Source organism: Pseudomonas sp. GW531-T4 (assembly GCF_017349615.1).
GTDB classification, from domain to species: domain Bacteria; phylum Pseudomonadota; class Gammaproteobacteria; order Pseudomonadales; family Pseudomonadaceae; genus Aquipseudomonas; species Aquipseudomonas chlororaphis_I.
The window spans coordinates 1-24,890 of the sequence record NZ_JACMZT010000064.1 but is presented as its reverse complement, the minus strand read 5'-3'; the positions used below and the strand labels follow the sequence as shown (position 1 = coordinate 24,890).

Here is a 24,890-nt window from a genome sequence, read left to right as displayed (position 1 = left end):
GCCGACGTAAACCAGCCACCCCGATTCACCAGGCAAGAACCCGATTGCCGAATCACAGACCTTAGCAACGACTACAGTTCTCCAACATTTCCCTGCGCCTCCCCGCTTGATACCGCCCACCGCACCGGCCTAATCTAGGCGCTCGCAGCATTCCCCAGCACCTTTTCCGACCTGGCTTCAAAGCCCTTCGGGCTTTATCGCGAGCAATCGAGCGTCGACCGGCTGCTCCTACAGAAAAACCCTGGCCCGACGCTCGCTTGCTCTCGATAAGGCCTGCAACAGCCGGACTGTTCACATGGAGGTTCCTCACATGTTCGATTTCCACCCCCAGCTCAAGCAGCGCTTCGCTGCCTTGCGCACGGGCGCCGAATTCTTTTCCCTGCGTTACGTGCGCGAATCCGGCCAGTACCTGTCGGTGCGCAAGAACGTCGCGGAGCCGCCGAGCCTGAGCCGCGACGAAGGTGCGATGCTCACCGTGCGGGTCAATGGCGTCGAGGCCTACGCCGCCACCAACGACCTGTCGCAAAACGGCCTGCAGGCCGCCCTGCAACGGGCCGAGCAGCAAGCCCGGCTGATCGCCGCCCACGCCCTGCTCGACCTGCGCGAACAGGCGGTGTCCAGCGACCGCGCCGATTACTTCTCGCCTAACCTCGAGCAGCCCTTCCCGTCCCTGAGCGACTGCTACCAGCTGCTCGGCGACGAGTCCGCGGCCGTGCCCAAGGACGAGCGCCTGGTGAACTGGCAGGTCAGCCTCGGCCTCACCCACGTCGAGCAGATCTACCTCAACAGCGCCGGCGCCGAACTGCGTCAGGCCCAGCGTTTCGTCTACCCGGGCATGGACGTCACCGCCTACGACGGCAATGACAGCCAGACCCGCAGCCTGGGCCGCGAGAACTTCGGCCAGCAGGGCGGCGCCGACGTGATCAGCCGCTGCGGCCTGATCGGTGCCGGCGCCCAGGTCGCCGACCAGGCGCTGCAACTGCTGCTGGCGCCCAATACGCCGCAAGGCCCACGCGACCTGTTGCTGATGCCAGACCAGATGATGCTGCAGATCCACGAGTCCATCGGCCACCCGCTGGAGCTGGACCGCATCCTCGGCGACGAGCGCAATTACGCCGGCACCAGCTTCGTGAAAAGCAGCGATTTCGGCAGCCTGCAATATGGCTCCAGCCTGCTCAACGTGACCTTCGACCCGGACATTCCCGAGCAGTTGGCCAGCTACGGCCATGACGACGACGGCACGGCCGCCAGCAAGCAGTTCCTGATCAAGCAGGGCCTGCTGTTGCGCCCACTGGGCGGCGCGCTCTCGCAATTTCGCGCCGGCCTCGACGGTGTCGCCAACAGCCGCGCCTGCAGCTGGAACCGCCCGCCCATCGACCGCATGGCCAACCTCAACATCGAGCCCGGCGACCAGCCGCTGGCGCAACTGATCGGCGGCATCGAGAACGGCATCCTGATGTCCACCAACCGTTCCTGGTCCATCGACGATGCGCGCAACAAGTTCCAGTTCGGCTGCGAATGGGGCCAGTTGATCGAGAACGGCGAACTCAAGGGCGTGGTGAAAAACCCCAACTACCGGGCGATTTCCGCGCACTTCTGGAAGAGCCTCAGCGCCGTCGGCGACGCCAGCACTTTCAAGGTCCTGGGCACGCCGAACTGCGGCAAGGGCGAACCGAACCAGGTGATCCGCGTCGGCCATGCCTCGCCGGCCTGTGTTTTCAGCAATGTCGATGTATTTGGAGGAGACGCCTGATGAGTACGTCCCTGAATCAGGCCGAGCAGTTCAAGGCCCTGGTGGACTGGCTGCGCGACGCCGTGCGCGAGCCTGAGCAGTTCACCCTGAGCTACGCCGCCGAGTCTTCGCAGTTCATCCGCTTCAACCACGCCAAGGTGCGCCAGGCCGGGCAAGTGCAGCAGGCCAGCCTCGGCTTCAAGCTGATCGACGACGGGCGCCATGCCGACCTCAGCATCACCCTCGCCGGCGACCCGCAGGTCGACATCCAGCGCCTGGCCGAAGGCCTGCAACAGTTGCGCGAGACCCTGCCGCTGCTGCCCCAGGACCCGTACCTGCTGCTCAACCACGACGCCTGGAACACCCACAATGTGCAGGAGCACCCACTGCCCAGCAGCGAGCAGGTGGTGGCCGAAATCGGCCAGGCCGCCGCCGGGCTGGACCTGGTGGGGTTCTACGCGGCCGGCCCGATCAGCCGGGGTTTCGCCAGCTCCTCGGGAGCCTTTGGCTGGCATCAGGCCAACAGCTTCAACTTCGATTTCAGCCTGTTCCACGAGAATGGCCAGGCCGTCAAAGCCAGCTACGCCGGGCACGAATGGAGCAGCCAGGGCTTCGCCCAGCGCTTCCAGCAGGCCCGGGAACAGCTGGCGTTTCTCGGCCGACCGCTGCGCACCCTGGCGCCCGGGCAGTATCGCGCCTACCTGGCACCGGCGGCCCTGGAGGAAATCATGGGCATGCTGAGCTGGGGCGGGTTTTCCGCCCAATCCATCGCCAGCAAGCACAGCCCGCTGCAAAAGCTCTATGCCGGCGATGCCCGCCTGAGCCCCCTGGTGTCGCTGGACGAGCAGGTCACCGGCTCGTTGAGCCCGGCGTTTTCCGATGAAGGCTACCCGCGCAGCGACCTGTCGCTGATCGCCGGCGGCGTCGCCCAAGGGCAGTTGATCAACTCGCGCAGCGCCGCCGAATACAGCCTGGCCACCAACGGCGCCGGCAGCGGCGAATACCCCAGCGCATTGAACATGGCGCCCGGGCAGTTGTCGCAGCAGGACATTCTCCAGCAACTGGGCACCGGCCTGTACATCAGCAACCTGTGGTACCTGAACTACTCGGACCAGCCGGCGGCGCGCCTGACCGGCATGACCCGCTTCGCCACCTTCTGGGTGGAGAACGGCGAGATCCAGGCGCCAGTCAGCACCATGCGTTTCGATGACAGCGTCTACAGCCTGCTGGGTTCGCACCTGGAAGGCCTGACCCAGGAGCGCGAGCTGCTGCTGTCGGCCAGTACCTACAGCCAGCGCCAGACCGCCTCGGCGCAACTGCCGGGCGCACTGGTGAGCCGGCTGACGCTGACCTTGTAACCGCTGTCGCGGGCAAACTTCGCCCCAGCAGGAGAACCATGCCTCTGTAGGAGCGAGGCTTGCCCGCGATGCGGTCGCTGGGGTAACCGGCCGATGCTCGATTGCTCACGATAACGGTTGGTCTTCGGCATCGATGTTGAATGTCACACCGCTATCGCGAGCAAGCTTCGCTCCTACAGGGGGCGTGCTCACAACAAGAAAGAGGTCCCATGCCCAACCGTGCCGAGCTTGACGCCAACACCGCCCGCTGGCTGCCCTGGGTGGTGGCCATCGCCTTCTTCATGCAATCCCTCGACGGGACCATCCTCAACACCGCCCTGCCGGCCATGGCCCGCGACCTGGCGGAAGACCCATTGCGCATGCAGGGCGTAGTCATCGCCTACATGCTCACCGTGGCGCTGCTGATCCCGGCCTCCGGCTGGATCGCCGACCGCTTCGGCACCCGCAAGATTTTCTTCGGCGCCATCCTGTTGTTCAGCATCGGCTCGCTGCTCTGCGCCCTGTCCAGCTCCCTGAGCCTGCTGGTCGGCGCCCGGGTAATCCAGGGCCTGGGCGGCGCCCTGATGCTGCCCGTCGGCCGATTGGTGGTGCTGCGCGCCTACCCGCGTTCGGAACTGGTGCGGATCATGGGCTTCATCACCATTCCCGGGCTGCTTGGCCCGCTGATCGGCCCGACCATGGGCGGCTGGATGGTGCAGTACCTGACCTGGCACTGGATCTTCCTGATCAACCTGCCGGTGGGCGTGATCGGCTGTTATGCCGTCTGGAAGTTCATTCCCGACCTGCGCGGCAGCGAACGCACGCGTTTCGACGGCCTGGGCTTTTTGCTGTTCGGCGCGGCGATGGTGCTGATCACCATCGCCATGGAAGGCCTGGGCGAACTGCACCTGCCGCACCTGCGGGTGATGTTGCTGCTGTTCGGCGGCCTGGCCTGCCTCGCGGCGTACTGGCTGCGGGCCGGGCACGTCGACAATCCGCTGTTCGCGCCTTCGCTGTTCAAGGTGCGGACCTTCGCCGTGGGCATCCTCGGCAACCTGTTCGCCCGCCTCGGCAGCGGTGCCCTGCCGTTCCTGGTGCCGCTGCTGCTGCAAGTGGCCCTCGGTTATTCACCGTCCCAGGCCGGGATGAGCATGCTGCCGCTGGCCGCCGCGGCGATGCTGGCCAAGTCCATCGCCCGTCCGCTGATCGAACACCTGGGCTACCGCATCGTCCTCACCGGCAACACCCTGGCGCTGGGGATCATGCTCGCCAGCATGGGCCTGGTCACGGAACAGACGCCCTACCCGCTGCTGCTGGGCATGCTGGCGGTGCTGGGGGCGATCAACTCGCTGCAGTTCACGGCGATGAACACCGTGACCCTGATCGACCTCGACGACGCCTCCGCCAGCAGCGGCAACAGCCTGCTGTCGGTGGTGGCGCAACTGTCCCTGAGCCTGGGGGTGGCCTGCGCCGGCGCGCTGCTCGGCGGCTTCACCGCCGAAGTCGGCAACGATGGCGTGAACACCGTGCTCGGCGCCTTCCAGCTGACCTTCCTCACGGTGGGGATCATGGCGATGCTGGCGGCGGCGATCTTCCTGCAGCTGTCGCCCAAGGACGGCCGGCGGGCGAAGAAGGTCCAGGAGCATATCGAGCACTGATCTCCCTCTTCGGTAGGAGCAGCCGGTCGACGTTCGATTGCTCGCGATGAGCGTCAAGGCAACGCGCTAGGTCAGGTACCTCGCGCTACCCTGGAGTTTTTTTCGCGAGCAAGCTCGCTCCTACAGGATTCGTGGGACCTGTGGGAGTTCTGGCTACTTTTCGTCCAGAAATTGCAGGTAAAGGGAGCGGGACTGATACACTGCGCGACATTTTGTTTTGCAGGCCCGTCCCGTGACCACCATTGCCACCGCTTTTAATACTTTGCCGCTGTCCGCCGCCATGCTGGCTAACCTCGACTCACTCGGTTATGCCCAGATGACGCCGGTCCAGGCGCAAAGCTTGCCGGTGATCCTCAAGGGGATGGACCTGATCGCCCAGGCCAAGACCGGCAGCGGCAAGACCGCCGCGTTCGGCATCGGCCTGCTGAACCCGATCAATCCGCGCTACTTCGGTTGCCAGGCCCTGGTGATCTGCCCGACCCGCGAGCTGGCCGACCAGGTGGCCAAGGAAATCCGTCGCCTGGCCCGCGCCGAAGACAACATCAAGGTCCTGACCCTTTGCGGCGGCGTGTCCTTCGGCCCGCAGATCGCCTCGCTGGAGCACGGCGCGCACATCATCGTCGGCACCCCGGGCCGCCTGTCCCAGCACCTGCGCAAGGGTTCGCTGAAACTCGACGGTCTCAACACCCTGGTCCTCGACGAAGCCGACCGCATGCTGGACATGGGCTTCTACGACCCGATCGAAGAAATCATCGCCTACACCCCCGAGCGCCGGCAGACCCTGCTGTTCTCCGCCACTTACCCGGTGGGCATCAAGCAGCTGGCCTCGAAGTTCATGCGCGACCCGCAGCAGGTGAAGGCCGAAGCCCTGCACGCCGACAGCCAGATCGAGCAGCGCTTCTACGAGATCTCGCCGGAAGAGCGCATCGACGCGGTGGTCAAGGTGCTGAACCACTTCCGCCCGCAATCCTGCGTGGCCTTCTGCTTCACCAAGCAGCAGGTCCAGGAAACCGTCGACCACCTGACCGCCAAGGGCATGTCCGCGGTGGGCCTGCACGGCGACCTGGAACAGCGCGACCGCGACCAGGTATTGGCGATGTTCGCCAACCGCAGCACCTCGGTGCTGGTGGCCACCGATGTGGCCGCCCGCGGCCTGGACATCGATGCCCTGGACATGGTGATCAACGTCGAGCTGGCGCGGGATTCGGAGATTCACATCCACCGCGTCGGCCGCACCGGCCGCGCCGGTGAGAAGGGCCTGGCGGTCAGCCTGGTGGCGCCGTCCGAAGCGCACCGCGCCCAGGCCATCGAGCAGTTGCAGAAGTCACCCTTGAACTGGGAACAGATCGACAGCCTGAAATCCCAGGGCGGCGGCCCGCTGCTGCCGGCCATGAGCACCCTGTGCATCGGCGCCGGGCGCAAGGACAAAGTGCGCCCGGGCGATATCCTCGGCGCCCTGACCGGTGAAGCCGGCATCCCCGGCACCCAGGTCGGCAAGATCGCGATTTTCGACTTCCAGGCCTATGTCGCCGTGGACCGCGGCATCGCCAAGCAGGCCCTGCAACGCCTGAACAGCGGCAAGATCAAGGGCCGCTCGCTGCGCGTGCGCATCCTGTAAAACCACCACGCTCTTATAGGAGCGAGCGGGCGGCGATCCGACTTGCCCGCGATCAGGGCACCGCGGTCTACCAGATACAACCGCGTCATCGTTCATCGCGGGCAAGCCTCGCTCCTACGGGAACGGGGTTGCCGCGACACTTGTGTGAGGACACCGTTTTGCGCTCTACCGAAGTCGTGATCATTGGCGCTGGCGCCGCAGGGTTGATGTGCGCGCTGACCGCGGCCGGTCGTGGCCGCCAGGTGATGCTGCTGGACCATGCCAACAAGGCCGGCAAGAAGATCCTCATGTCCGGCGGTGGGCGCTGCAACTTCACCAACATGTACACCGAACCCGGCAACTTCCTCTCGCAGAATGCGCACTTCTGCAAGTCGGCCCTGGCCCGCTACACCCAATGGGATTTCATCGGCCTGGTGGCCAAGCACGGCGTGCCGTACCACGAGAAAAAGCTCGGCCAGCTGTTCTGCGACAACAAGTCCAGCGACATCCTCGGCATGCTGCTCGACGAGTGCGACCAGGTCGGCGTGCAGCTGCACCTGGACACCTCGATCCAGCAGATCGAGAAGCTCGACGCCGGCTACCTGCTGGAAACCACCCTCGGCCAGCTCCAGTGCGAATCCCTGGTGATCGCCACCGGCGGCCTGTCGATTCCGACCCTGGGCGCCACCGGCTTCGGTTATCAGGTCGCCAAGCAGTTCGGCCACGAGCTGCTGCCGACCCGCGCGGGCCTGGTGCCGTTCACCATCACCGACCAGCTCAAGGAGCTGTGCGGCGAGCTGTCCGGCACCTCGGTGGACTGCCTGGTGAGCTGCAACGACATGAGTTTCCGCGAGAACATCCTGTTCACCCACCGCGGCCTGAGCGGCCCGGCGATCCTGCAGATTTCCTCGTACTGGCAACCCGGCGACACGCTGGAGATCAACCTGCTGCCGGACCACGACGTACCGGGCTGGCTGCAACAGCAGCAGGCCGAGCGTCCCAACAGCGAGCTCAAGACCCTGCTCGGCGAGATCTTCACCAAGAAGATGGCCGGCCTGCTGGCCGACAGCTGGTTCGTCTCCAAGCCGATGAAGCAGTACACCCACGCCGAGCTGGCGGACATCGCCAGCAAGCTGGCGAGCTGGCAACTGGTGCCCGCCGGCACCGAGGGTTATCGCACCGCCGAGGTGACCCTGGGCGGCGTCGACACCCGCGAGGTGTCGTCCAAGACCATGGAATCGCTGAAGAGCCCGGGGCTGTATTTCATCGGCGAGGTGCTGGACGTCACCGGCCACCTGGGCGGCTTCAACTTCCAGTGGGCCTGGGCCTCGGGTTACGCGGCCGCGCAGTACGTCTGATCCGCTTCCTGGCGCTCACCCGATCCCTGTAGCCGCTGCCGAAGGCTGCGATAGGTCCGCAGGACCTCGGAGGACGCCAGATCGCTGCGCCCCTTCGGGTCGATCGCAGCCTTCGGCAGCGGCTACAGGTACCGATGAACATCAGCAGGAACAGAATTTGCTGGCGGATGTGACGACCCCATTGCGCGGGCGTCAATACTGGCTCAATTTAGCGGCATCGCCCCGGAAGGCTTTCTCACTTCATGTCATCGACCAGCTTTCGTCAGTCACTGCGGCGCCTTTGGGCGCTGGATAAATTCAGCTACAGCGTGCGCGTGTTCATCGCTCTGACCGGGAGCATGGCGCTGTGCTGGTACCAGGACGAAATGGCTTTGCTGATCCCGTTGTTCCTGGGGATTATCGCCAGCGCCCTGGCCGAGACCGACGACAGCTGGCAAGGCCGGATCAATGCCCTGGCCGTGACCCTGGTGTGCTTCAGCGTCGCCGCCCTTTCCGTCGAACTGTTGTTCCCCTACCCCTGGATCTTCGTCATCGCCCTGGCGCTGGCCAGCTTTGGCCTGACCATGCTCGGCGCCCTGGGCGAACGTTACGGGGCGATCGCCTCGGCGACCCTGATCCTGTCGGTCTACACCATGATCGGCGTGGACCAGCGCGGCGGCGCCGTCACCGACTTCTGGCACGAACCGCTGCTGCTGGTGGCCGGCGCTGCCTGGTACGGCCTGCTGTCGGTGCTGTGGCAGGCGATGTTTTCCAACCAGCCGGTGCAGCAGAGCCTGGCGCGCCTGTTCCGCGAGCTGGGCTATTACCTCAAGCTCAAGTCGTCGCTGTTCGAACCGATTCGCCAGCTGGATGTGGAAGCGCGCCGGCTGGAACTGGCGCAGCAGAACGGCCGGGTGGTGGCGGCCCTGAACGCCGCCAAGGAAATCATCCTGCACCGGGTCGGCAACGGCCGGCCGGGCTCGAAAGTCAGCCGCTACCTGAAGCTGTATTTCCTCGCCCAGGACATCCACGAACGCGCCAGCTCGTCCCACTACCCCTACAACGCCCTGGCCGATGCGTTCTTCCACAGCGACGTGCTGTTCCGCTGCCAGCGCCTGCTGCGCCAGCAAGGCAAGGCCTGCCGGGCCCTGGGCGAATCCATCCAGCTGCGCCAGCCCTTCGTCTACGACGCCAGCTTCGCCGAGGCCCTGAGCGACCTGCACGCCTCCCTGGAACACCTGCGCATCCAGAGCAACCCGGCCTGGCGCGGCCTGCTGCGTTCGCTGCGGGCGCTGGCCGCCAACCTCGGCACCCTCGACCGCCTGCTCAGCGACGCCAGCAACCCCGACGCCCTGGCCGACGCCACCGACAGCAGCCTGCTGGACCGTTCGCCGCGCAACCTCAAGGACGTCTGGACCCGCCTGCGCACCCAACTGACCCCGACATCGCTGCTGTTTCGCCACGCCCTGCGCCTGCCCCTGGCCCTGAGCATCGGCTATGGCATGGTGCACCTGATCCACCCGTCCCAGGGTTACTGGATCATCCTCACCACCCTGTTCGTCTGCCAGCCGAACTACGGCGCCACGCGGCGCAAGCTGGGCCAGCGGATCATCGGCACCGCCATCGGCCTGGTGGTCGCCTGGGCGCTGTTCGACCTGTTCCCCAGCCCGCTGGTGCAGTCGCTGTTCGCCATCGCTGCCGGGGTGGTGTTCTTTACCAACCGCACCACCCGCTACACCCTGGCCACCGCCGCCATCACCATCATGGTGTTGTTCTGTTTCAACCAGGTGGGCGACGGCTACGGGCTGTTGCTGCCGCGCCTGTTCGATACCCTGCTGGGCAGCCTGATCGCCGGCCTGGCGGTGTTCCTGTTCCTGCCGGACTGGCAGGGCCGACGCCTGAACAAAGTGCTGGCCAATACCCTGACCTGCAACAGCATCTACCTGCGGCAGATCATGCAGCAGTACGCGGCCGGCAAGAGCGACGACCTGGCGTACCGCCTGGCCCGGCGCAATGCCCACAACGCCGACGCGGCGCTGTCCACCACCCTGGCCAACATGCTGATGGAGCCTGGGCACTTCCGTAAGGAAGCGGACGTCGGCTTTCGTTTCCTGGTGCTGTCGCACACCTTGCTCAGCTACCTCTCCGGCCTCGGCGCGCACCGGGAAACCCAGTTGCCGACGGAAGTCCGCGAGCACCTGATCGATGGGGCCGGGGTCAGCCTGGCCAGCAGCATCGATGAAATTGCCCAGGGCCTGGCAAGCAAGCAGCCGGTGGCGATCCAGAGCGATACCGAAGAAGCCCTGGCCAACGAGCTGGAGCAGATGCCGGACGAGATCGATGAAGGCCAAAGGCTGGTGCAGACCCAGCTGGCGCTGATCTGCCGCCAACTGGGGCCCTTGCGGACCCTGGCGGCGCACCTGATCAAGGACACCGGCGAAGAACAGGCCGCGTAGCCGCTGCCGCAGGCTGCGATCGCCTCCGCAGGAGGCGCAAGCTTTCAAGCACGCCGCAGGTTTCAGCCTTGGCGCCCAGCTTGCCGCAATAGCTTTAATGGCGCCGTTTACATCCCGTGCTGGCGCAGCAAGCGGTCGTAGCTGCCGTCGGCTTTCATCGCCTCGATCTCCCGGTCGAACTTCGCCACGATCTGCGCATGCGCGGGGTTCTTCAGGCTGACCAGGATATGCAGGCCGTTCTCGCTCAGGGAATTGGGCAGAAACTCCACCGCATTGCGTACCCGTGGCGACTCCCGCGCCAGGTAATAGCGGGCGACGTATTCGTCTTCCAGGGTCAGCTTGACCCGGTCGGCCGCCAGCATGCGCACCGCCATCGCGAAGTTGTGCACCAGGACCTTCTGCAGCTCCGGATCGCTGTCGAAATCGGGCGAGTAGGCATAACCACGCACCACGGCGATGGGGTACTGGTGCAATTGCTTGAGGTTGGTGTATTCGACGGGGGTATCCTTGCGCCGGATGAAACGCACCCGATTGACCAGGTACTCCGAGGAGAACTGCCCCAGCTGGGTGCGGGCCTCATTGAACCAGGCATTCACCAGCACGTCGTAACGGCCCTCGCCGACGCCGAGCAGGGCCCGCGCCCAGGGCACCTGTTCGAACTCGCTGGCGTAACCGGCCCGGGCCAGCGCGGTGCTGACGATGTCGGTGGCCAGCCCGCCGTTGACCAGCGTCGCATCCGTGAAGGGCGGCCAGGCGTCGGCCACCAATCGCAATTTTTCCGCATAAGCGCTCTGGCCCAGCAACAGCAATCCGATCAAAGCAAAAGCTCGATGCAATCGCAGCATGCTAAAAGATCCTTAGCGGGCGGACAGCCCTGCGTGTTTTTGCCCAGACTCGAGGTTCTCCGGCCGGTGGACGGCCGCGATCCAGCTCCTAACAGTAGCTTATGGGCGCCACTGCACGGCGCTTCAGCGCAGATTACACAAAGAAGCCAGCCACGAACCAACGCGATGATGGCATTTTGACCTGCCTCACAGAATTGCCACTGCGCCGCCAGGCAAGACAAGCCACCCGCCAGGCGCTTAACATCCGGGCACAGCTTTCCAAAGGATGAAACGATGACAATCGAATGGGTCTGCAAACACCACACCGATCTGGGCAAGGAGCAGCTGTACGCGATCCTGCGGTTGCGTACCGAAGTCTTCGTGGTCGAGCAGAAATGCGCTTACCAGGAAGTCGATGGCCAGGACCTGGAAGGCGACACCTGTCACCTGATGGCCTGGGACGATGACCAGTTGGTGGCTTACCTGCGCCTGCTCGACCCGGTCTCCCAGGGTGGCGACGTGGTCATCGGCCGCGTAGTGATTGCCCCGCAAGCCCGGGGCAAGGGGCTGGGCCATGAACTGATGGAGCACGCCCTGAAACAGGCGCAGAAACACTGGCCGCACACGCCGATCTATCTGTCGGCCCAGGCGCATTTGCAGGGGTATTACGGGCGCTACGGCTTCAACGTCGTGGGCGAGGAGTACCTGGAAGACGATATCCCGCATATCGGCATGCGCCGCAGCTGATATCGCGATCGCGAGCCTGCTGGCTCCTACAAGGGCTAGCAGGCTCGCATACACATCGATGGGCTGTCGGGATCCCTCAGGGATACTCCAGCACCGCCTTGATCCGCGACAGATTCGCCTCGATCCAGCCCTTGTCGATCGCGCCCCAGTTTTTGATCCGATAGCTGCCGGCATGATTGCGCGCACCGTCCTGCTGTTCGAACTCACAGACGATGTCCAGATCCGCCAGGGCGGCGATGGTGTCCTGCGCCGTGCGCCGCGGCATGCCGGTCGCCTCGGTCAGGGCCGGGACGTTGCTGGCCAGGCCGCTGTCGATCAGGTAGGCCACGTACAGCCGGCGGTAAAAACTGCTCTTGGTCTTGCTCACGTCCATCGCCCGCTCCTTGCCCAGGGTCACTCGGCCCCGCCCGGGCGCGCTTGCAGCTCGCGCCAGGTCAGGTAGACCCGCAGGTCGAATTCCAGTTGGTGATAGCCCGGCAGCATATGCTCGCAGAGCTTGTAGAAGGCCTTGTTGTGCTCGCTTTCCTTGAAGTGCGCCAGCTCGTGGACAACGATCATGCGCAGGAACTCCGGCGCCGCTTCCTTGAACAGCGAGGCGATGCGGATTTCCTTCTTGGCCTTGAGCTTGCCGCCCTGGACCCGCGAAATCGTGGTGTGCAGGCCCAGGGCGCGGTGCGTCAGGTCCAGGCGGTTGTCGAACAGCACCTTGTCGATGGCCGGGGCATTGCGCAGGTACTCCTGCTTCAACTCCAGGGCATAGCCGTACAGCGCCTTGTCGCTCTGCACCCCATGCTTGCCGGGGTAACGCTGGCTCAGGTAGTCGCCCAGCCGCCCTTGTGCGATCAGCTGGCGCACTTGTTCTTGCAGGGTGGCGGGATAGGCCTGGAGGTATTTCAACGCGGTCATGGGGCGGCAACGCAATCACGAAAGGCCGCCAGTGTAGCGAATTCAACCCGGCAACGCGCTCCAGTCGAAGGGCTCGGCAAAGCGCTCGGCATCCGCGGCGATCAACGGCCGCGCCACCAGGAAACCCTGCACGTACTCACAGCCGTTGGCCTGCAGCCAGCGGTACTGTTCCAGGGTTTCCACGCCTTCGGCGATCACCAGCACACCGAACGCCTTGCACAGGTCGATCACGCAACGCGCCAGCGCCGCATCCCGCGTCGAATCCGGCAACCTGGCGATCAGGTGGCGGTCGAGCTTGAGGGTATCGAGCTCCAGGTCCCGCAGATGAGCCAACGAACAGTCGCCCGAACCGAAGTCGTCCAGCGCCACCCGCACCCCGAGGCTGCGTAACAGGCGCAGTTGCTTGCGCGACTCATCGAGGTTCTGGGTCAAGGCGCTTTCCGTAATCTCGACTTCCAGTTGCCAAGGCTCCAGACCATGACGTTCCAGGACCTGGCGCAGTTCGGTGGCCAGGTTCGGCATGGCGAACTGGGTGCCGCTCAAGCTCACGGCGAGCACGGTCTGCTCGGCGAACAGGGTTTTCCAGGACGCCCGCTGGCTCGTACTCTGCTGGTAGATCCAGCTGCCCAGGCGACTGATCAGCCGCGCTTCCTCCAGCAGCGGCAGAAACAACCCCGGCGGCACATCGCCGACGCTCGGATGCCGCCAGCGCAACAAGGCTTCGAAACCGCGCAGGCGCCCGTCGGCAATCGCCACCTGGGGCTGGTACACCAGGTTGAACTCCTTGCGCTCGACCGCGCTGCGCACACTTTCCTCGAGCATCAGTCGCGAACGGGCGCGGCCGTTCATTTCGTGGTCGTAGTAACGGTATTGCTGGCGCCCGGCACGCTTGGACTCGTACATGGCGATGTCCGCCGCGCGCATCAGGCCATCCAGGTTGGAGCCGCAATCGGGGTAGATGGCGATGCCGATGCTGGCCCCCAGGGCAACATCCAGGCCGTCGATCTGCTGACAGATGGATATCCGTTCGATGAGCTTCTCGGAAATCTTCGCCGCCTGTTCCGGAAACTCCAGTTCCAGCAAGGCGGTGAACTCGTCGCCGCCCATGCGCGCCAGGATGTCGAAGGAGCGCAGGCAGGCTTTCATCTGCTCGGACACCCAGCGCAGCACCCGGTCCCCCGCGTCGTGCCCCAGGGAGTCGTTGACCCGCTTGAAACCATCCAGGTCCAGGTACAGCAGCACCAGCGACTTGTCCGAGCGCTCGCTGCGCAGCAACACGCTTTCCACGGTCTGGTAGAAGCCGCGCCGGTTGAGCAGGCCAGTCAGCGGATCGGTCACCGCCTGGTATTCCAGTTGCTGGTGCAGGTGGCGGACTTCCGACATGTCGAGCAGGGTCACCACCATCGCCTTCTGTTCGCTCGGCAACGGCGCGCAGGACAACGCCACCGACACCTGCTGGCCCGGCAGGGTACGCAGCGTGGCGTCGTGCAGGCGGTAGGTCTCGCCCTTGCGATAGCAGGCATACAGCTCGGATTCGGCCCACTGCGGCACATGGGGTTTTTGCAGATAGTCGAGCAGCGCCGAGCCCTCCAGCTCGCTCACCGAAGCGTCGAGCAAACGCGAGATCGCCGGGTTGGCGAAACGGACGATCCCGCCTTCATCCACCACCAGAATCCCTTCCGCGGCGTTTTCCAGCACCGAGGCGTTGAAGGCCCGGGCGTTCTCCAGGTCGTGGCTCAGGCGCTGCAGCGCACGGCGGTTGCGCTGCTGCTCCAGCAACGCCTGGACCTTGGGCTTGAGGATCTGCGGGTCGAACGGCTTGAACAGGTAATCCACCGCACCGCTGGCGTAGCCCTTGATCACGGCGTCCTTGGACTGCTCGTTGGCGGTCAGGAAAATGATCGGGGTCAGGCGGGTTCGCTGGCTGCCGCGCATCAGGCGGGCGACTTCGAAACCGTCCATTTCCGGCATCTGCACATCCAGCAACACCAGATCGATGTCGTGTTCCAGTAACAGACCCAGGGCCTCGACGCCCGAGGCGGCGGTCATGACCTGCCAGTCGTGGCGCTGCAAGAGTGCGCGCATGCTGAGCAGGTTTTCGGGGTAATCATCAACAATCAGTAAGACCGAGCTGGCTTCACCTGGCCGAGTTTGCGCGCATTCCATGCTGCTTCTCTTGTCTGTGTAGGGCCGGCCTGCGAAGAAGACCGGACAAAAACTGAGCCTTCACTCTAGACCCGGAACCCGCAAAGCAGAAGCTGTCACAGCGCCAGCATTTAGCCAAAGCCCCAGGCACCCGACTAACGGTCAACCCCATAGGCGCTGAAAGCGGTGGCGGCGGTTTTTCGACAGATGGTTGACGCCAATTATCCGCCGGACGGGCATTAACAAAAGCAGCTTCTACGCTTATAAAGACCGCCTTCAAAAGCGCAGGCTAAAGCCTTTGTCGGCTTTTCATCCGGCACCAAATCGGGAAGCTTTGACTATGATCGACCTCGCAACCTGGAATCTGAGCATTCCCGAAGGCAGTCCACCGGCGACCATCGACACCCCCAAACTGGTGGATGGCTTCAAGGACCAGTATTTCCATTCCGACACCGGCACCCTGTTCTTCTGGTCGCCCGTCACCGGCTCCCGCACCGCCAACGCCATCTACCCGCGCAGCGAGCTGCGTGAAACCTACGCCAACGGCACCCTGAAGAACTGGACCTACCCGGAAGCCGACAACCTGCTCTACGCCACCCTGGCGGTGAACCAGGTGCCGTCCACGGGCAAGATCGTCATCGGCCAGATCCACGCCTACAACAGCACCAAGCCGCTGGTGAAGGTCGAGTACCAGTACAAGACCACCACCCAGAGCGGCAACATCGTCGCCAAGGTCCGCATGCATCCGGACGATGCCGATAGCCGGGTGATCATCGTCGCCGAGAACGTGCCGCTGGACCGCGAGTTCTCCTACCTGATCCACCTCAGCCCCGGGGGCGCGCTGGGCGTCAGCGCCGCGGGCTACCAATGGGACACCCAGATCAGCAGCACCTGGCGCGACAAGCCGCTGTACTTCAAGGCCGGGGTGTATGTGCAGGACAACACCGGCTACACCACCGAAGGCGGCAAGGTGACCTTCTACAAGCTGGATATCGATCACAACGAAACCTGATCTTCCGTAGGAGCGAGGCTTGCCCGCGATGAGGGCCTGACATTCGCCATGGATGTCGCCAGGCAGACCGCTATCGCGGGCAAGCCTCGCTCCTACACGATGAGGTGTTTGCCACAGGCACAAAAAAGCCCGCATCGCTGCGGGCTTTTTCGTGAAACGCTAAGGCTTAGTTGACCTTGGCGCTCAGCTCACCTTTGAGGTAACGCTGGAACATCGCTTCCAGGGAGATCGGCTTGATCTTCGAAGCGTTGCCGGCGGTGCCGAAGGCTTCGTAACGGGCAATGCACACGTCGCGCATGGCGGTTACGGTGGCGCCGAAGAACTTGCGCGGGTCGAACTCGCTCGGGTTGGTGGCCATCAGGCGACGCATCGCACCGGTGGACGCCAGGCGCAGGTCGGTGTCGATGTTGACCTTGCGCACGCCGTACTTGATGCCTTCGACGATTTCTTCAACCGGCACGCCGTAGGTTTCCTTGATGTCGCCGCCGTACTGGTTGATGATCGCCAGCCATTCTTGCGGAACCGAAGACGAACCGTGCATCACCAGGTGGGTGTTGGGGATGCGCTTGTGGATCTCTTTGATGCGGTCGATCGCCAGCACGTCGCCGGTAGGCGGCTTGGTGAACTTGTAGGCACCGTGGCTGGTACCGATGGCGATGGCCAGGGCGTCGACCTGGGTCTTCTTGACGAAGTCCGCGGCTTCTTCCGGGTCGGTCAGCATCTGGCTGTGGTCCAGCACGCCTTCGGCGCCGATGCCGTCTTCTTCACCGGCCATGCCGGTTTCCAGGGAACCCAGGCAGCCCAGCTCGCCTTCTACCGAAACGCCGCAGGCGTGAGCCATGGCCACGGTCTGCTGGGTCACGCGCACGTTGTACTCGTAGTCGGTCGGGGTCTTGCCGTCTTCGCCGAGGGAGCCGTCCATCATGACCGAGGAGAAGCCCAGCTGGATCGAACGCTGGCAGACGTCAGGGCTGGTGCCGTGGTCCTGGTGCATGCACACCGGGATGTGCGGGAATTCTTCGATCGCCGCCAGGATCAGGTGGCGCAGGAAAGGCGCACCGGCGTATTTGCGGGCACCGGCCGAAGCCTGGACGATCACCGGAGAGTCAGTCTTGTCAGCTGCTTCCATGATGGCGCGCATCTGTTCAAGGTTGTTGACGTTGAAGGCTGGAACGCCGTAGCCGAATTCGGCTGCGTGGTCCAGCATCTGGCGCATGCTGATGAGTGCCATTGTGTGTATCTCTCCCGGTCGAGGGTCGTTAATCGTGCAAGCCTGCCGTAGCGGCGGCTGCTATTCAAGTGATTGCAGATCGGGGGTCAGCCCGGCCTGCCGATTCGTTACTGCATCAATCTCAAGAGTCGCGCCTCTCTCTGTAGGAGCGAAGCTTGCTCGCGATCAGGGTCATCACATTCAACATCTCTGTTGACGGTTGGATCGCTATCGCGAGCAAGCTTCGCTCCTACAGGTTCAGCATCGGCTCCCGGCCTACGGCGCTTTACAGCCGCGGCCGATCAAATCGTTGGTGGCGACCCAGTAAACCAGGCCTTCGTCACCTTTTTCGTGAAACGCCAGCATGTCGTTGCTGTACAGCGAACCGGAACCGCTCGGCTCCAGCTTCAGGCGATAGACCTGGTCGGCCCCGCCCAGCCGCACATCGACTTCCTTGCGGCTGCTGTCGGTGTAGCGCCAGACCACTTGCGCCTGGCTGTCGCACACCCAGGTCGTCCAGTTGTCCGTCTCGGCCGGCTTGAACAGGTCGAAGTTGGCGCAACCTGCCAGCAATCCCAGCGCAGCCACGGCGATAAAGCCTTTCATCGGTGTTCCTCGACTGACGGCCCACGGCCGCCAGCACAGCGCGTTATCGAATCAGACCCGTCAAGGGCAACCATGTTCCTTGGCCTTGGCTGGAGTCTCGTACTTGTCCAGACCATCGGGTCCCATGCGCTTGTTGATCACCGGCGCGGTCTCGGCCTGCCAGTCGGCCTGATAGCAGCCTCTCTCCGGCTCTCCCGACTCGGGCTCCGGCTGGGCAGGCTGGCTGCCGCAACCGGCCAGCAAGCCCGCAACGATCAACAGCGGTAACGTCTTGACCATATGAACACTCCTTTGCCTGGCCATTGGGACTTCAGGCTTTGGCCCGGCTTTCCAGGACTTCGACCGCCGGCAGCACCTTGCCTTCGACGAATTCGAGGAAAGCGCCACCGCCGGTAGAAATGTAGGAGATTTGCTCGGCTACGCCATATTTATCGATGGCCGCCAGGGTGTCGCCGCCGCCGGCGATGGAGAACGCCGCGCTTTCCGCGATGGCCTGGGCCAGCACCTTGGTGCCGTTACCGAACTGGTCGAACTCGAACACACCGACCGGACCGTTCCACAGGATGGTCTTGGACGATTTCAGCAGCTCGGCGAAGTTCGCCGCGGTTTGCGGGCCGATGTCCAGGATCATGTCGTCGGCAGCCACCTCGGCAATCAGCTTGACGGTAGCGGTCGCGCTTTCGGCGAACTCCTTGGCCACTACCACGTCCACTGGCAGCGGCACGCTGACCTTGGCGGCGATGGCGCGAGCGGTATCCAGCAGGTCCGGCTCGTACAGCGACTTGCCGACCGGGTGACCGGCAGCGGCGAGGAAGGTGTTGGCGATGCCGCCGCCAACGATCAACTGGTCGCAGATCTGGCTCAGGCTGTTGAGCACGTCGAGCTTGGTCGACACCTTGGAGCCGGCGACGATAGCGGCCATCGGCTTGGCCGGGGCGCCCAGGGCCTTGCCCAGTGCTTCCAGCTCGGCGGCCAGCAGCGGACCGGCAGCGGCGACCTTGGCGAACTTGGCCACGCCGTGGGTCGAACCCTCGGCGCGGTGCGCGGTGCCGAAGGCGTCCATCACGAACACGTCGCACAGGGCGGCGTATTGCTGGGCCAGTTCGTCGGCGTTCTTTTTCTCGCCCTTGTTGAAGCGCACGTTCTCGAACAGCACGATGTCGCCGGCCTTGACGTCGACGCCGCCCAGGTAGTCGGCCACCAGCGGTACTTCGCGACCCAGGGCACGGCTCAGGTAGTCGGCCACTGGCTTGAGGCTGTTCTCGGCGGAGAACTCGCCTTCGGTCGGACGACCGAGGTGCGAGCAGACCATCACGGCCGCGCCTTTTTCCAGGGCCAGCTTGATGGTCGGCAGCGAAGCCAGGATACGCGCATCGCTGGTGACAACACCGTCCTTGACTGGGACGTTGAGGTCTTCGCGGATCAGTACGCGCTTACCTTGCAGATCGAGGTCGGACATCTTCAACACGGTCATGGGTCGCAATTCCTGGGTTACTGTTTTTTTGGAAACGGGAAGTTAAGAGACAGCTTTGGGTGCAGCGGCTTGCAGATAGTGTCCTGCAACATCCAGCATTCGGTTGGCAAAACCCCATTCGTTGTCGAACCAGGCCAGGATGTTCACCAGCCGCGGGCCGGAAACACGGGTCTGGCTGGCATCGACGATCGCCGAATGCGGATCATGGTTGAAATCACAACTGGCGTGCGGCAACTCGGTGTAGGCCAACAGGCCCTTGAGCGGACCGCTGGTGGCGGCCTCGCGCAGAATCCGGTTGACTTCGCCGGTGTCGGTATCGCTCACAGTCTGCATCGTGATGTCGAGGCAGGACACGTTGACGGTCGGCACGCGCACAGCTTTGGCCTGAATTCGCCCGGCAAGTTCCGGCAGCAGCCGCTCGATGCCACGCGCCAGACCAGTGGACACCGGGATCACCGACTGGAACGCCGAACGGGTGCGGCGCAGGTCTTCGTGGTGATAGGCGTCGATCACCGGCTGGTCGTTCATCGCCGAGTGGATGGTGGTGATCGACACATATTCCAGACCGATGGCCTGGTCCAGCAGGCGCAATAGCGGCACGCCGCAGTTGGTGGTGCAGGATGCGTTGGACACCAGCAGCTCGGCGCCGGTCAGGCAGTCCTGGTTGACGCCGTAGACGATGGTGGCGTCGACATCCGCCTCGCTGGCCATCGGCTGGGAAAACAGCACCCGCGGCGCGCCGGCGTCGAGAAAGCGCTGGCCGTCTTCACGGGTGTGATAGGCGCCGGAACATTCGAGCACCAGGTCGACGCCCAGGGACGCCCAATCGATGCCTTCGGGGGTGGCACTGCGCAGGACCTTCACGCAGTTGCCATTGATATGCAGACAATCGCCATCGACCTTCACCTCGCCGGGAAACCGGCCGTGGGTGGAGTCGAAGCGTGTCAGGTATTCCACGCTGGCCATGTCGGCCAGGTCGTTGATCGCGACAATCTCGAACCCGGCCGCAGCCCCCCGTTCGAACAGGGCACGCAAGACACAACGACCGATCCGGCCGTAGCCGTTGAGTGCAACTTTATAGGGACGCGGTTGAGGCATGGGGTTCTCGATTACCGGGGTGAATCCATCACTGTCGTGTTGCCAGCTCCATTGTCATCGCGGGCAAGCCTCGCGCCTACGGGATCGTGATGATCTGTAGGAACGAGGCTTGCCCGCGAAGAACAGCAGACAACGCGACTGGCGGACTTAGTCTTCCAGCAGCTCTTCAGCCTGACCCAGGATGTTCTCCAGGGTGAAACCGAACTCTTCGAACAAGGCCGGCGCAGGCGCCGACTCGCCGTAGGTGGTCATGCCGATGACGCGACCTTCCAGGCCGACGTACTTGTACCAGTAGTCCGCGTGAGCGGCCTCGATGGCGATACGGGCGCTGACCTGCAGCGGCAGGACCGACTGCTTGTAACCGGCGTCCTGAGCATCGAACACGCTGGTGCATGGCATGGACACCACGCGCACCTTGCGGCCCTGCTCGGTCAGTTTGTCGAAGGCCTGCACCGCCAGGCCGACTTCGGAACCGGTGGCGATCAGGATCAGCTCAGGCTCGCCTGCGCAGTCCTTGAGCACGTAGCCGCCGCGGCTGATTGCGGCGATCTGCACGGCATCGCGGGTCTGATGCTGCAGGTTCTGGCGGGAGAAGATCAGCGCCGAAGGACCGTCCTTGCGCTCGATCGCGCTTTTCCAGGCCACAGCCGATTCCACGGCATCGGCTGGACGCCAGGTGTCGAGGTTCGGGGTGCAGCGCAGGCTGGCGATCTGCTCGATCGGCTGGTGCGTCGGGCCGTCTTCGCCCAGACCGATGGAGTCGTGGGTGTAGACGTGGATCACGCGCTGCTTCATCAGGGCCGACATGCGTACCGCGTTGCGCGCGTATTCCATGAACATCAGGAAGGTCGCGCCGTAAGGCACCAGGCCACCGTGCAGGGCCACGCCGTTCATGATGGCGGTCATGCCGAACTCGCGAACGCCGTAGTACATGTAGTTGCCGCTGGCGTCTTCGGCGCTGACGCCCTTGCAGCCTTTCCACAGGGTCAGGTTGGAACCGGCCAGGTCGGCCGAACCGCCGAGGAATTCCGGCAGCAGCGGGCCGAACGCGTTCAGGGCGTTCTGGCTGGCTTTACGGCTGGCGATGGTTTCGCCCTTGGCCGCGACTTCGGCGATGTAGGCATCGGCCTTCTCGGAGAAGTCGGCCGGCAGGTCACCGCTCAGGCGACGCACCAGCTCGTTGGCCAGCTCAGGGAATTCGGCGGAGTAGGCGGAGAAACGCTGGTCCCACTCGGCTTCGACGGCGCGACCGGTTTCCTTGGCATCCCACTCGGCGTAGATGTCGGCCGGGATTTCGAACGGGCCGTGGTTCCACTTCAGCGCGGCGCGGGTCAGGGCGATTTCCTCGGCACCCAGTGGCGCGCCGTGGCAGTCTTCCTTGCCTTGCTTGTTCGGCGAACCGAAACCGATGGTGGTCTTGCAGCAGATCAGGGTCGGCTGCTCGCTTTTGCGCGCGGTGTCGATCGCAGTCTTGATCTCTTCAGGGTCGTGACCGTCGACGTTGCGGATCACCTGCCAGTTGTAGGCTTCGAAACGCTTTGGCGTGTCGTCGGTGAACCAGCCTTCGACTTCGCCGTCGATGGAGATGCCGTTGTCATCGTAGAAGGCGATCAGCTTGCCCAGGCCCAGGGTGCCGGCCAGGGACGCGACTTCATGGGAAATGCCTTCCATCATGCAGCCATCGCCCAGGAACACGTAGGTGTGGTGGTCGACGACGTTGTGGCCGGGACGGTTGAACTGCGCCGCCAGGACCTTTTCCGCCAGGGCGAAGCCCACGGCGTTGGCCAGGCCTTGGCCCAGCGGGCCGGTAGTGGTCTCGACGCCCGGGGTGTAGCCGAACTCCGGGTGGCCCGGGGTGCGGCTGTGCAGCTGGCGGAAGCTCTTCAGGTCGTCGATGGTGACGTCGTAGCCAGTCAGGTGCAGCAGCGAGTAGATCAGCATCGAGCCGTGGCCGTTGGACAGCACGAAGCGGTCACGGTCGGCGAAGGATGGATTGCTCGGGTTGTGCTTCAGGTAGTCACGCCAAAGTACCTCGGCGATATCCGCCATACCCATAGGGGCACCGGGATGGCCGCTGTTGGCTTTTTGCACGGCATCCATGCTGAGGGCACGAATGGCGTTGGCACGCTCACGACGGCTTGGCATCGCTGATCTCCTGGGGGTTATCTAAGTCGAGTTGGATAAAACGAATCGGAAAAAGGCGTGCATTTTCCCTCAGCGGTAGGCCGGGGGCAATGACAGATAATGACTCTGGCGCGTTTTTCCGGTCGATAAAGGGGCAATCGCCTGATGAAACCATTCCGCAGTTCGTCTGTAGAACATCACGACCTCCGTTAAGTGCCATCTATCGAGCAATATCAAAACTTTTTGATATTGGTCTTGCGAGGTTGGGGGTGCGTCACTAGACTGCTGGCCTTATGAATTTACGCGCGCCCTCCATTAGCCATGATGACTGTGATGAGCTGGCGGCCCTGTGCAAGGCCGGCGGCGATCCGCTGCGGCTGAATGTATTGCGCGCGCTGGCCAACGACTCGTTCGGCGTACTGGAACTGGCGCAGATCTTCGCCATTGGCCAGTCCGGCATGAGCCACCACCTGAAGGTGCTGGCCCAGGCCGAGCTGGTGGCGACCCGCCGCGAAGGTAACGCGATCTTCTACCGGCGCGCCCTGCCCCACACCGAACTGCTGGGCGGCCGGCTGCACGCCGCCCTGCTGGATGAAGTGGATAACCTGACGCTGCCCGGCGAAGTGCAATCGCGTATCGGCCTGGTGCACCGCCAGCGGGCGGCCGCCAGCCAGGACTTTTTCTCACGGGTCGCGGAGAAGTTTCGCGCCCAGCAGGACCTGATCGCAGGACTGCCCCAGTACCGCGAAAGCGTGCTGGCACTGCTCGACAAACTGAACTTCACGGACACCGCCACGGCGATCGAAGTCGGCCCCGGGGATGGCAGCTTCCTGCCGGAACTGGCCCACCGCTTCACCCGGGTGACCGCGCTGGACAACAGCCCGGCCATGCTCGAACTGGCACGCCAGGTCTGTGAACGCGAAACGCTGGCTAACGTCAGCCTGCAACTGGCCGATGCATTGAATGGCGTGAGCCTGACGGCCGATTGCGTGGTGCTGAACATGGTCCTGCACCATTTCGCCGCGCCGGCCGATGCGCTGAAGCGCCTGGCCGGCTTGCTGCAACCGGGCGGCAGCCTGTTAGTGACAGAGTTGTGCAGCCACAACCAGAGTTGGGCCAGGGAGGCCTGCGGTGATCTCTGGCTGGGGTTTGACCAGGACGACCTGGCCCGCTGGGCCACCGCTGCGGGACTGGTTCCCGGAGAAAGTCTGTATGTAGGTTTACGTAATGGTTTCCAGATCCAGGTCCGCCACTTTCAGCGACCGGCTGGCGACACTCACCATCGGTAAATTTTAGGAAACCGTCGAGATGAGCGAATACTCCCTTTTCACCTCCGAGTCCGTGTCTGAAGGGCATCCGGACAAAATCGCCGACCAGATTTCCGATGCGGTGCTGGACGCCATCATTGCCCAGGACAAGCACGCCCGCGTAGCGGTGGAAACCCTGGTCAAGACCGGCGTGGCCATCGTCGCCGGCGAAGTCACCACCTCGGCCTGGGTTGACCTGGAGCAGATCGTTCGTGACGTGATCACCGACATCGGCTACACCAGCTCCGACGTCGGCTTCGACGGCGCGACCTGCGGCGTGATGAACATCATCGGCAAGCAGTCCCCCGACATCAACCAGGGTGTCGACCGCGCCAAGCCTGAAGACCAGGGCGCCGGCGACCAGGGCCTGATGTTCGGCTACGCCAGCAACGAAACCGACGTGCTGATGCCAGCCCCGATCACCTTCTCGCACCAACTGGTGCAGCGCCAGGCCGAAGCCCGCAAGTCCGGCCTGCTGCCGTGGCTGCGTCCGGATGCCAAGTCCCAGGTCACCTGCCGCTACGAAGGCGGCAAGGTGGTCGGCATCGACGCCGTGGTCCTGTCGACCCAGCACAACCCTGACGTGTCGTACAAAGACCTGCGCGAAGGCGTGATGGAGCTGATCGTCAAGCACGTGCTGCCGGCCGAGCTGCTGTCCAAGGACACCCAGTTCCACATCAACCCGACTGGCCAGTTCATCATCGGCGGCCCGGTCGGCGACTGCGGCCTGACCGGTCGCAAGATCATCGTCGACAGCTACGGCGGCATGGCCCGTCATGGCGGCGGCGCGTTCTCCGGCAAGGACCCATCGAAGGTCGACCGTTCGGCCGCCTACGCCGGTCGTTACGTGGCCAAGAACATCGTTGCCGCCGGCCTGGCCGAGCGCTGCGAAATCCAGGTGTCCTACGCCATCGGCGTGGCGCAACCGACTTCGATCTCGCTGAACACCTTCGGCACCGGCAAGATCAGCGACGACAAGATCATCAAGCTGGTCCGCGAAATCTTCGACCTGCGCCCTTACGCGATCACCACCATGCTCGACCTGCTGCACCCGATGTACCGCGAGACTGCGGCCTACGGCCACTTCGGCCGTACCCCGCAAACCAAGACCGTGGGTGATGACACCTTCACCACCTTCACCTGGGAAAAGACCGACCGCGCCGAAGCCCTGCGCGCCGCTGCCAGCCTGTAATCCCGGCAGCACTTACCCAAGCCCCGCGCGGTTCGCCTTGCGGGGCTTTTTTGTGGCTGAAGGTTTCATGATTTGCAGGGCCGCTTACGGGAGTAAGCCTGATTCCTGCGGGTACAAGCTGGCTCGCG

Annotated in this window: 20 protein-coding genes; 10 read left to right on the top strand and 10 right to left on the bottom strand. The window is 64.0% G+C overall.

The genetic code is table 11. The annotated features are described in order from the left end of the window. Positions 1-310 precede the first annotated feature (310 nt). The 6 genes from J4D28_RS29055 to yccS all read left to right on the top strand — a co-directional run bounded on the left by J4D28_RS29055 (position 311) and on the right by yccS (position 10,117). Positions 311-1,753, top strand: a complete 1,443-nt coding sequence (locus J4D28_RS29055) for a TldD/PmbA family protein (protein ID WP_016704224.1) — start codon at positions 311-313, stop codon at positions 1,751-1,753. Beyond that, on the top strand, positions 1,753-3,090 hold the full coding sequence (locus J4D28_RS29050; protein WP_103331615.1) for a TldD/PmbA family protein: 1,338 nt from the start codon (positions 1,753-1,755) through the stop codon (positions 3,088-3,090). Before J4D28_RS29055 ends, J4D28_RS29050 begins: the two co-directional genes overlap by 1 nt. A 209-nt stretch (positions 3,091-3,299) precedes the next feature. After that, positions 3,300-4,727, top strand: coding sequence for a multidrug transporter subunit MdtD (gene mdtD, locus J4D28_RS29045; RefSeq protein WP_016704225.1), 1,428 nt, complete (start codon positions 3,300-3,302; stop codon positions 4,725-4,727). A gap of 280 nt (positions 4,728-5,007) precedes the next feature. Continuing rightward, positions 5,008-6,345 (top strand): ATP-dependent RNA helicase DbpA, encoded by a 1,338-nt coding sequence (gene dbpA / locus J4D28_RS29040; RefSeq protein WP_231999354.1) that lies wholly within the window; start codon positions 5,008-5,010, stop codon positions 6,343-6,345. Positions 6,346-6,503: 158 nt separating this feature from the next. Beyond that, positions 6,504-7,682, top strand: coding sequence for an NAD(P)/FAD-dependent oxidoreductase (locus J4D28_RS29035; protein WP_053270109.1), 1,179 nt, complete (start codon positions 6,504-6,506; stop codon positions 7,680-7,682). Positions 7,683-7,924: 242 nt separating this feature from the next. Next, positions 7,925-10,117, top strand: coding sequence for a YccS family putative transporter (yccS, locus tag J4D28_RS29030; protein ID WP_016704228.1), 2,193 nt, complete (start codon positions 7,925-7,927; stop codon positions 10,115-10,117). A 107-nt stretch (positions 10,118-10,224) separates the two neighbouring features. Here yccS and J4D28_RS29025 read toward each other — a convergent pair whose 3' ends face one another. Next, positions 10,225-10,962 carry an ABC transporter substrate-binding protein gene (locus J4D28_RS29025; RefSeq protein ID WP_016704229.1) on the bottom strand — a complete coding sequence of 246 codons (738 nt, stop codon included), beginning with the start codon at positions 10,960-10,962 and terminating at the stop codon, positions 10,225-10,227. A gap of 273 nt (positions 10,963-11,235) precedes the next feature. Between J4D28_RS29025 and J4D28_RS29020 the strand changes: the two genes are divergently transcribed. Next, the gene (locus J4D28_RS29020; protein WP_016704230.1) at positions 11,236-11,688 is read left to right on the top strand and encodes a GNAT family N-acetyltransferase; all 453 of its coding nucleotides are present in this window, start codon (positions 11,236-11,238) and stop codon (positions 11,686-11,688) included. 76 nt (positions 11,689-11,764) lie between these two features. Here the strand turns inward: J4D28_RS29020 and J4D28_RS29015 are convergent, their stop codons facing one another. Genes J4D28_RS29015 through J4D28_RS29005 form a run of 3 tightly spaced genes read right to left on the bottom strand, consistent with a single transcriptional unit; the run spans position 11,765 to position 14,760 of the window. After that, positions 11,765-12,061: a helix-turn-helix domain-containing protein gene (locus J4D28_RS29015; RefSeq protein WP_016704231.1), complete on the bottom strand. Its 297-nt coding sequence runs from the start codon at positions 12,059-12,061 to the stop codon at positions 11,765-11,767. Positions 12,062-12,081: 20 nt separating this feature from the next. After that, complete coding sequence (locus J4D28_RS29010; protein ID WP_016704232.1) at positions 12,082-12,594, bottom strand: M48 family metallopeptidase; 513 nt, start codon at positions 12,592-12,594, stop codon at positions 12,082-12,084. Between the two features lie 42 nt (positions 12,595-12,636). After that, entirely contained in the window at positions 12,637-14,760 is a 2,124-nt protein-coding gene (locus J4D28_RS29005) for a bifunctional diguanylate cyclase/phosphodiesterase (RefSeq protein ID WP_103331614.1), read from the bottom strand. A gap of 319 nt (positions 14,761-15,079) precedes the next feature. On the opposite strand from J4D28_RS29005, the gene J4D28_RS29000 reads away from it, so the two are divergent. Then, complete coding sequence (locus J4D28_RS29000) at positions 15,080-15,751, top strand: polysaccharide lyase family 7 protein (protein ID WP_009051268.1); 672 nt, start codon at positions 15,080-15,082, stop codon at positions 15,749-15,751. Positions 15,752-15,917: 166 nt separating this feature from the next. Here the strand turns inward: J4D28_RS29000 and fba are convergent, their stop codons facing one another. From fba to tkt, 6 genes are all read right to left on the bottom strand, one after another. Further along, positions 15,918-16,982, bottom strand: coding sequence for a class II fructose-bisphosphate aldolase (fba, locus tag J4D28_RS28995; protein ID WP_103331613.1), 1,065 nt, complete (start codon positions 16,980-16,982; stop codon positions 15,918-15,920). Positions 16,983-17,237: 255 nt separating this feature from the next. After that, a complete protein-coding gene (locus J4D28_RS28990; RefSeq protein ID WP_007922315.1) occupies positions 17,238-17,567 on the bottom strand; it encodes an MliC family protein in 330 nt (109 codons plus the stop codon). A gap of 60 nt (positions 17,568-17,627) precedes the next feature. Next, positions 17,628-17,846: a hypothetical protein gene (locus J4D28_RS28985; RefSeq protein WP_009045980.1), complete on the bottom strand. Its 219-nt coding sequence runs from the start codon at positions 17,844-17,846 to the stop codon at positions 17,628-17,630. Between the two features lie 31 nt (positions 17,847-17,877). Beyond that, positions 17,878-19,041 (bottom strand): phosphoglycerate kinase, encoded by a 1,164-nt coding sequence (locus tag J4D28_RS28980; RefSeq protein WP_009051269.1) that lies wholly within the window; start codon positions 19,039-19,041, stop codon positions 17,878-17,880. Between the two features lie 42 nt (positions 19,042-19,083). Next, on the bottom strand, positions 19,084-20,139 hold the full coding sequence (epd, locus tag J4D28_RS28975) for an erythrose-4-phosphate dehydrogenase (RefSeq protein WP_009051270.1): 1,056 nt from the start codon (positions 20,137-20,139) through the stop codon (positions 19,084-19,086). A 147-nt stretch (positions 20,140-20,286) separates the two neighbouring features. After that, positions 20,287-22,284 carry a transketolase gene (tkt, locus tag J4D28_RS28970; protein WP_103331612.1) on the bottom strand — a complete coding sequence of 666 codons (1,998 nt, stop codon included), beginning with the start codon at positions 22,282-22,284 and terminating at the stop codon, positions 20,287-20,289. A 272-nt stretch (positions 22,285-22,556) separates the two neighbouring features. On the opposite strand from tkt, the gene J4D28_RS28965 reads away from it, so the two are divergent. After that, on the top strand, positions 22,557-23,552 hold the full coding sequence (locus J4D28_RS28965; RefSeq protein WP_009051272.1) for a metalloregulator ArsR/SmtB family transcription factor: 996 nt from the start codon (positions 22,557-22,559) through the stop codon (positions 23,550-23,552). 19 nt (positions 23,553-23,571) lie between these two features. Continuing rightward, positions 23,572-24,762: a methionine adenosyltransferase gene (gene metK / locus J4D28_RS28960; RefSeq protein ID WP_009051273.1), complete on the top strand. Its 1,191-nt coding sequence runs from the start codon at positions 23,572-23,574 to the stop codon at positions 24,760-24,762. Positions 24,763-24,890: the final 128 nt, after the last annotated feature.

Bases quoted from the DNA above. Each gene is read 5' to 3' on its own strand.
- J4D28_RS28965 (WP_009051272.1), top strand. From the start codon at position 22,557: ATGAATTTACGCGCGCCCTCCATTAGCCATGATGACTGTGATGAGCTG.
- J4D28_RS29010 (WP_016704232.1), bottom strand. From the start codon at position 12,594: ATGACCGCGTTGAAATACCTCCAGGCCTATCCCGCCACCCTGCAAGAA.
- fba (WP_103331613.1), bottom strand. From the start codon at position 16,982: ATGGCACTCATCAGCATGCGCCAGATGCTGGACCACGCAGCCGAATTC.
- J4D28_RS28990 (WP_007922315.1), bottom strand. From the start codon at position 17,567: ATGAAAGGCTTTATCGCCGTGGCTGCGCTGGGATTGCTGGCAGGTTGC.
- J4D28_RS28985 (WP_009045980.1), bottom strand. From the start codon at position 17,846: ATGGTCAAGACGTTACCGCTGTTGATCGTTGCGGGCTTGCTGGCCGGT.
- J4D28_RS28980 (WP_009051269.1), bottom strand. From the start codon at position 19,041: ATGACCGTGTTGAAGATGTCCGACCTCGATCTGCAAGGTAAGCGCGTA.
- metK (WP_009051273.1), top strand. From the start codon at position 23,572: ATGAGCGAATACTCCCTTTTCACCTCCGAGTCCGTGTCTGAAGGGCAT.
- J4D28_RS29025 (WP_016704229.1), bottom strand. From the start codon at position 10,962: ATGCTGCGATTGCATCGAGCTTTTGCTTTGATCGGATTGCTGTTGCTG.
- J4D28_RS29005 (WP_103331614.1), bottom strand. From the start codon at position 14,760: ATGGAATGCGCGCAAACTCGGCCAGGTGAAGCCAGCTCGGTCTTACTG.
- J4D28_RS29055 (WP_016704224.1), top strand. From the start codon at position 311: ATGTTCGATTTCCACCCCCAGCTCAAGCAGCGCTTCGCTGCCTTGCGC.
- J4D28_RS29020 (WP_016704230.1), top strand. From the start codon at position 11,236: ATGACAATCGAATGGGTCTGCAAACACCACACCGATCTGGGCAAGGAG.
- J4D28_RS29050 (WP_103331615.1), top strand. From the start codon at position 1,753: ATGAGTACGTCCCTGAATCAGGCCGAGCAGTTCAAGGCCCTGGTGGAC.
- J4D28_RS29015 (WP_016704231.1), bottom strand. From the start codon at position 12,061: ATGGACGTGAGCAAGACCAAGAGCAGTTTTTACCGCCGGCTGTACGTG.
- yccS (WP_016704228.1), top strand. From the start codon at position 7,925: ATGTCATCGACCAGCTTTCGTCAGTCACTGCGGCGCCTTTGGGCGCTG.
- epd (WP_009051270.1), bottom strand. From the start codon at position 20,139: ATGCCTCAACCGCGTCCCTATAAAGTTGCACTCAACGGCTACGGCCGG.
- mdtD (WP_016704225.1), top strand. From the start codon at position 3,300: ATGCCCAACCGTGCCGAGCTTGACGCCAACACCGCCCGCTGGCTGCCC.
- J4D28_RS29000 (WP_009051268.1), top strand. From the start codon at position 15,080: ATGATCGACCTCGCAACCTGGAATCTGAGCATTCCCGAAGGCAGTCCA.
- dbpA (WP_231999354.1), top strand. From the start codon at position 5,008: ATGCTGGCTAACCTCGACTCACTCGGTTATGCCCAGATGACGCCGGTC.
- tkt (WP_103331612.1), bottom strand. From the start codon at position 22,284: ATGCCAAGCCGTCGTGAGCGTGCCAACGCCATTCGTGCCCTCAGCATG.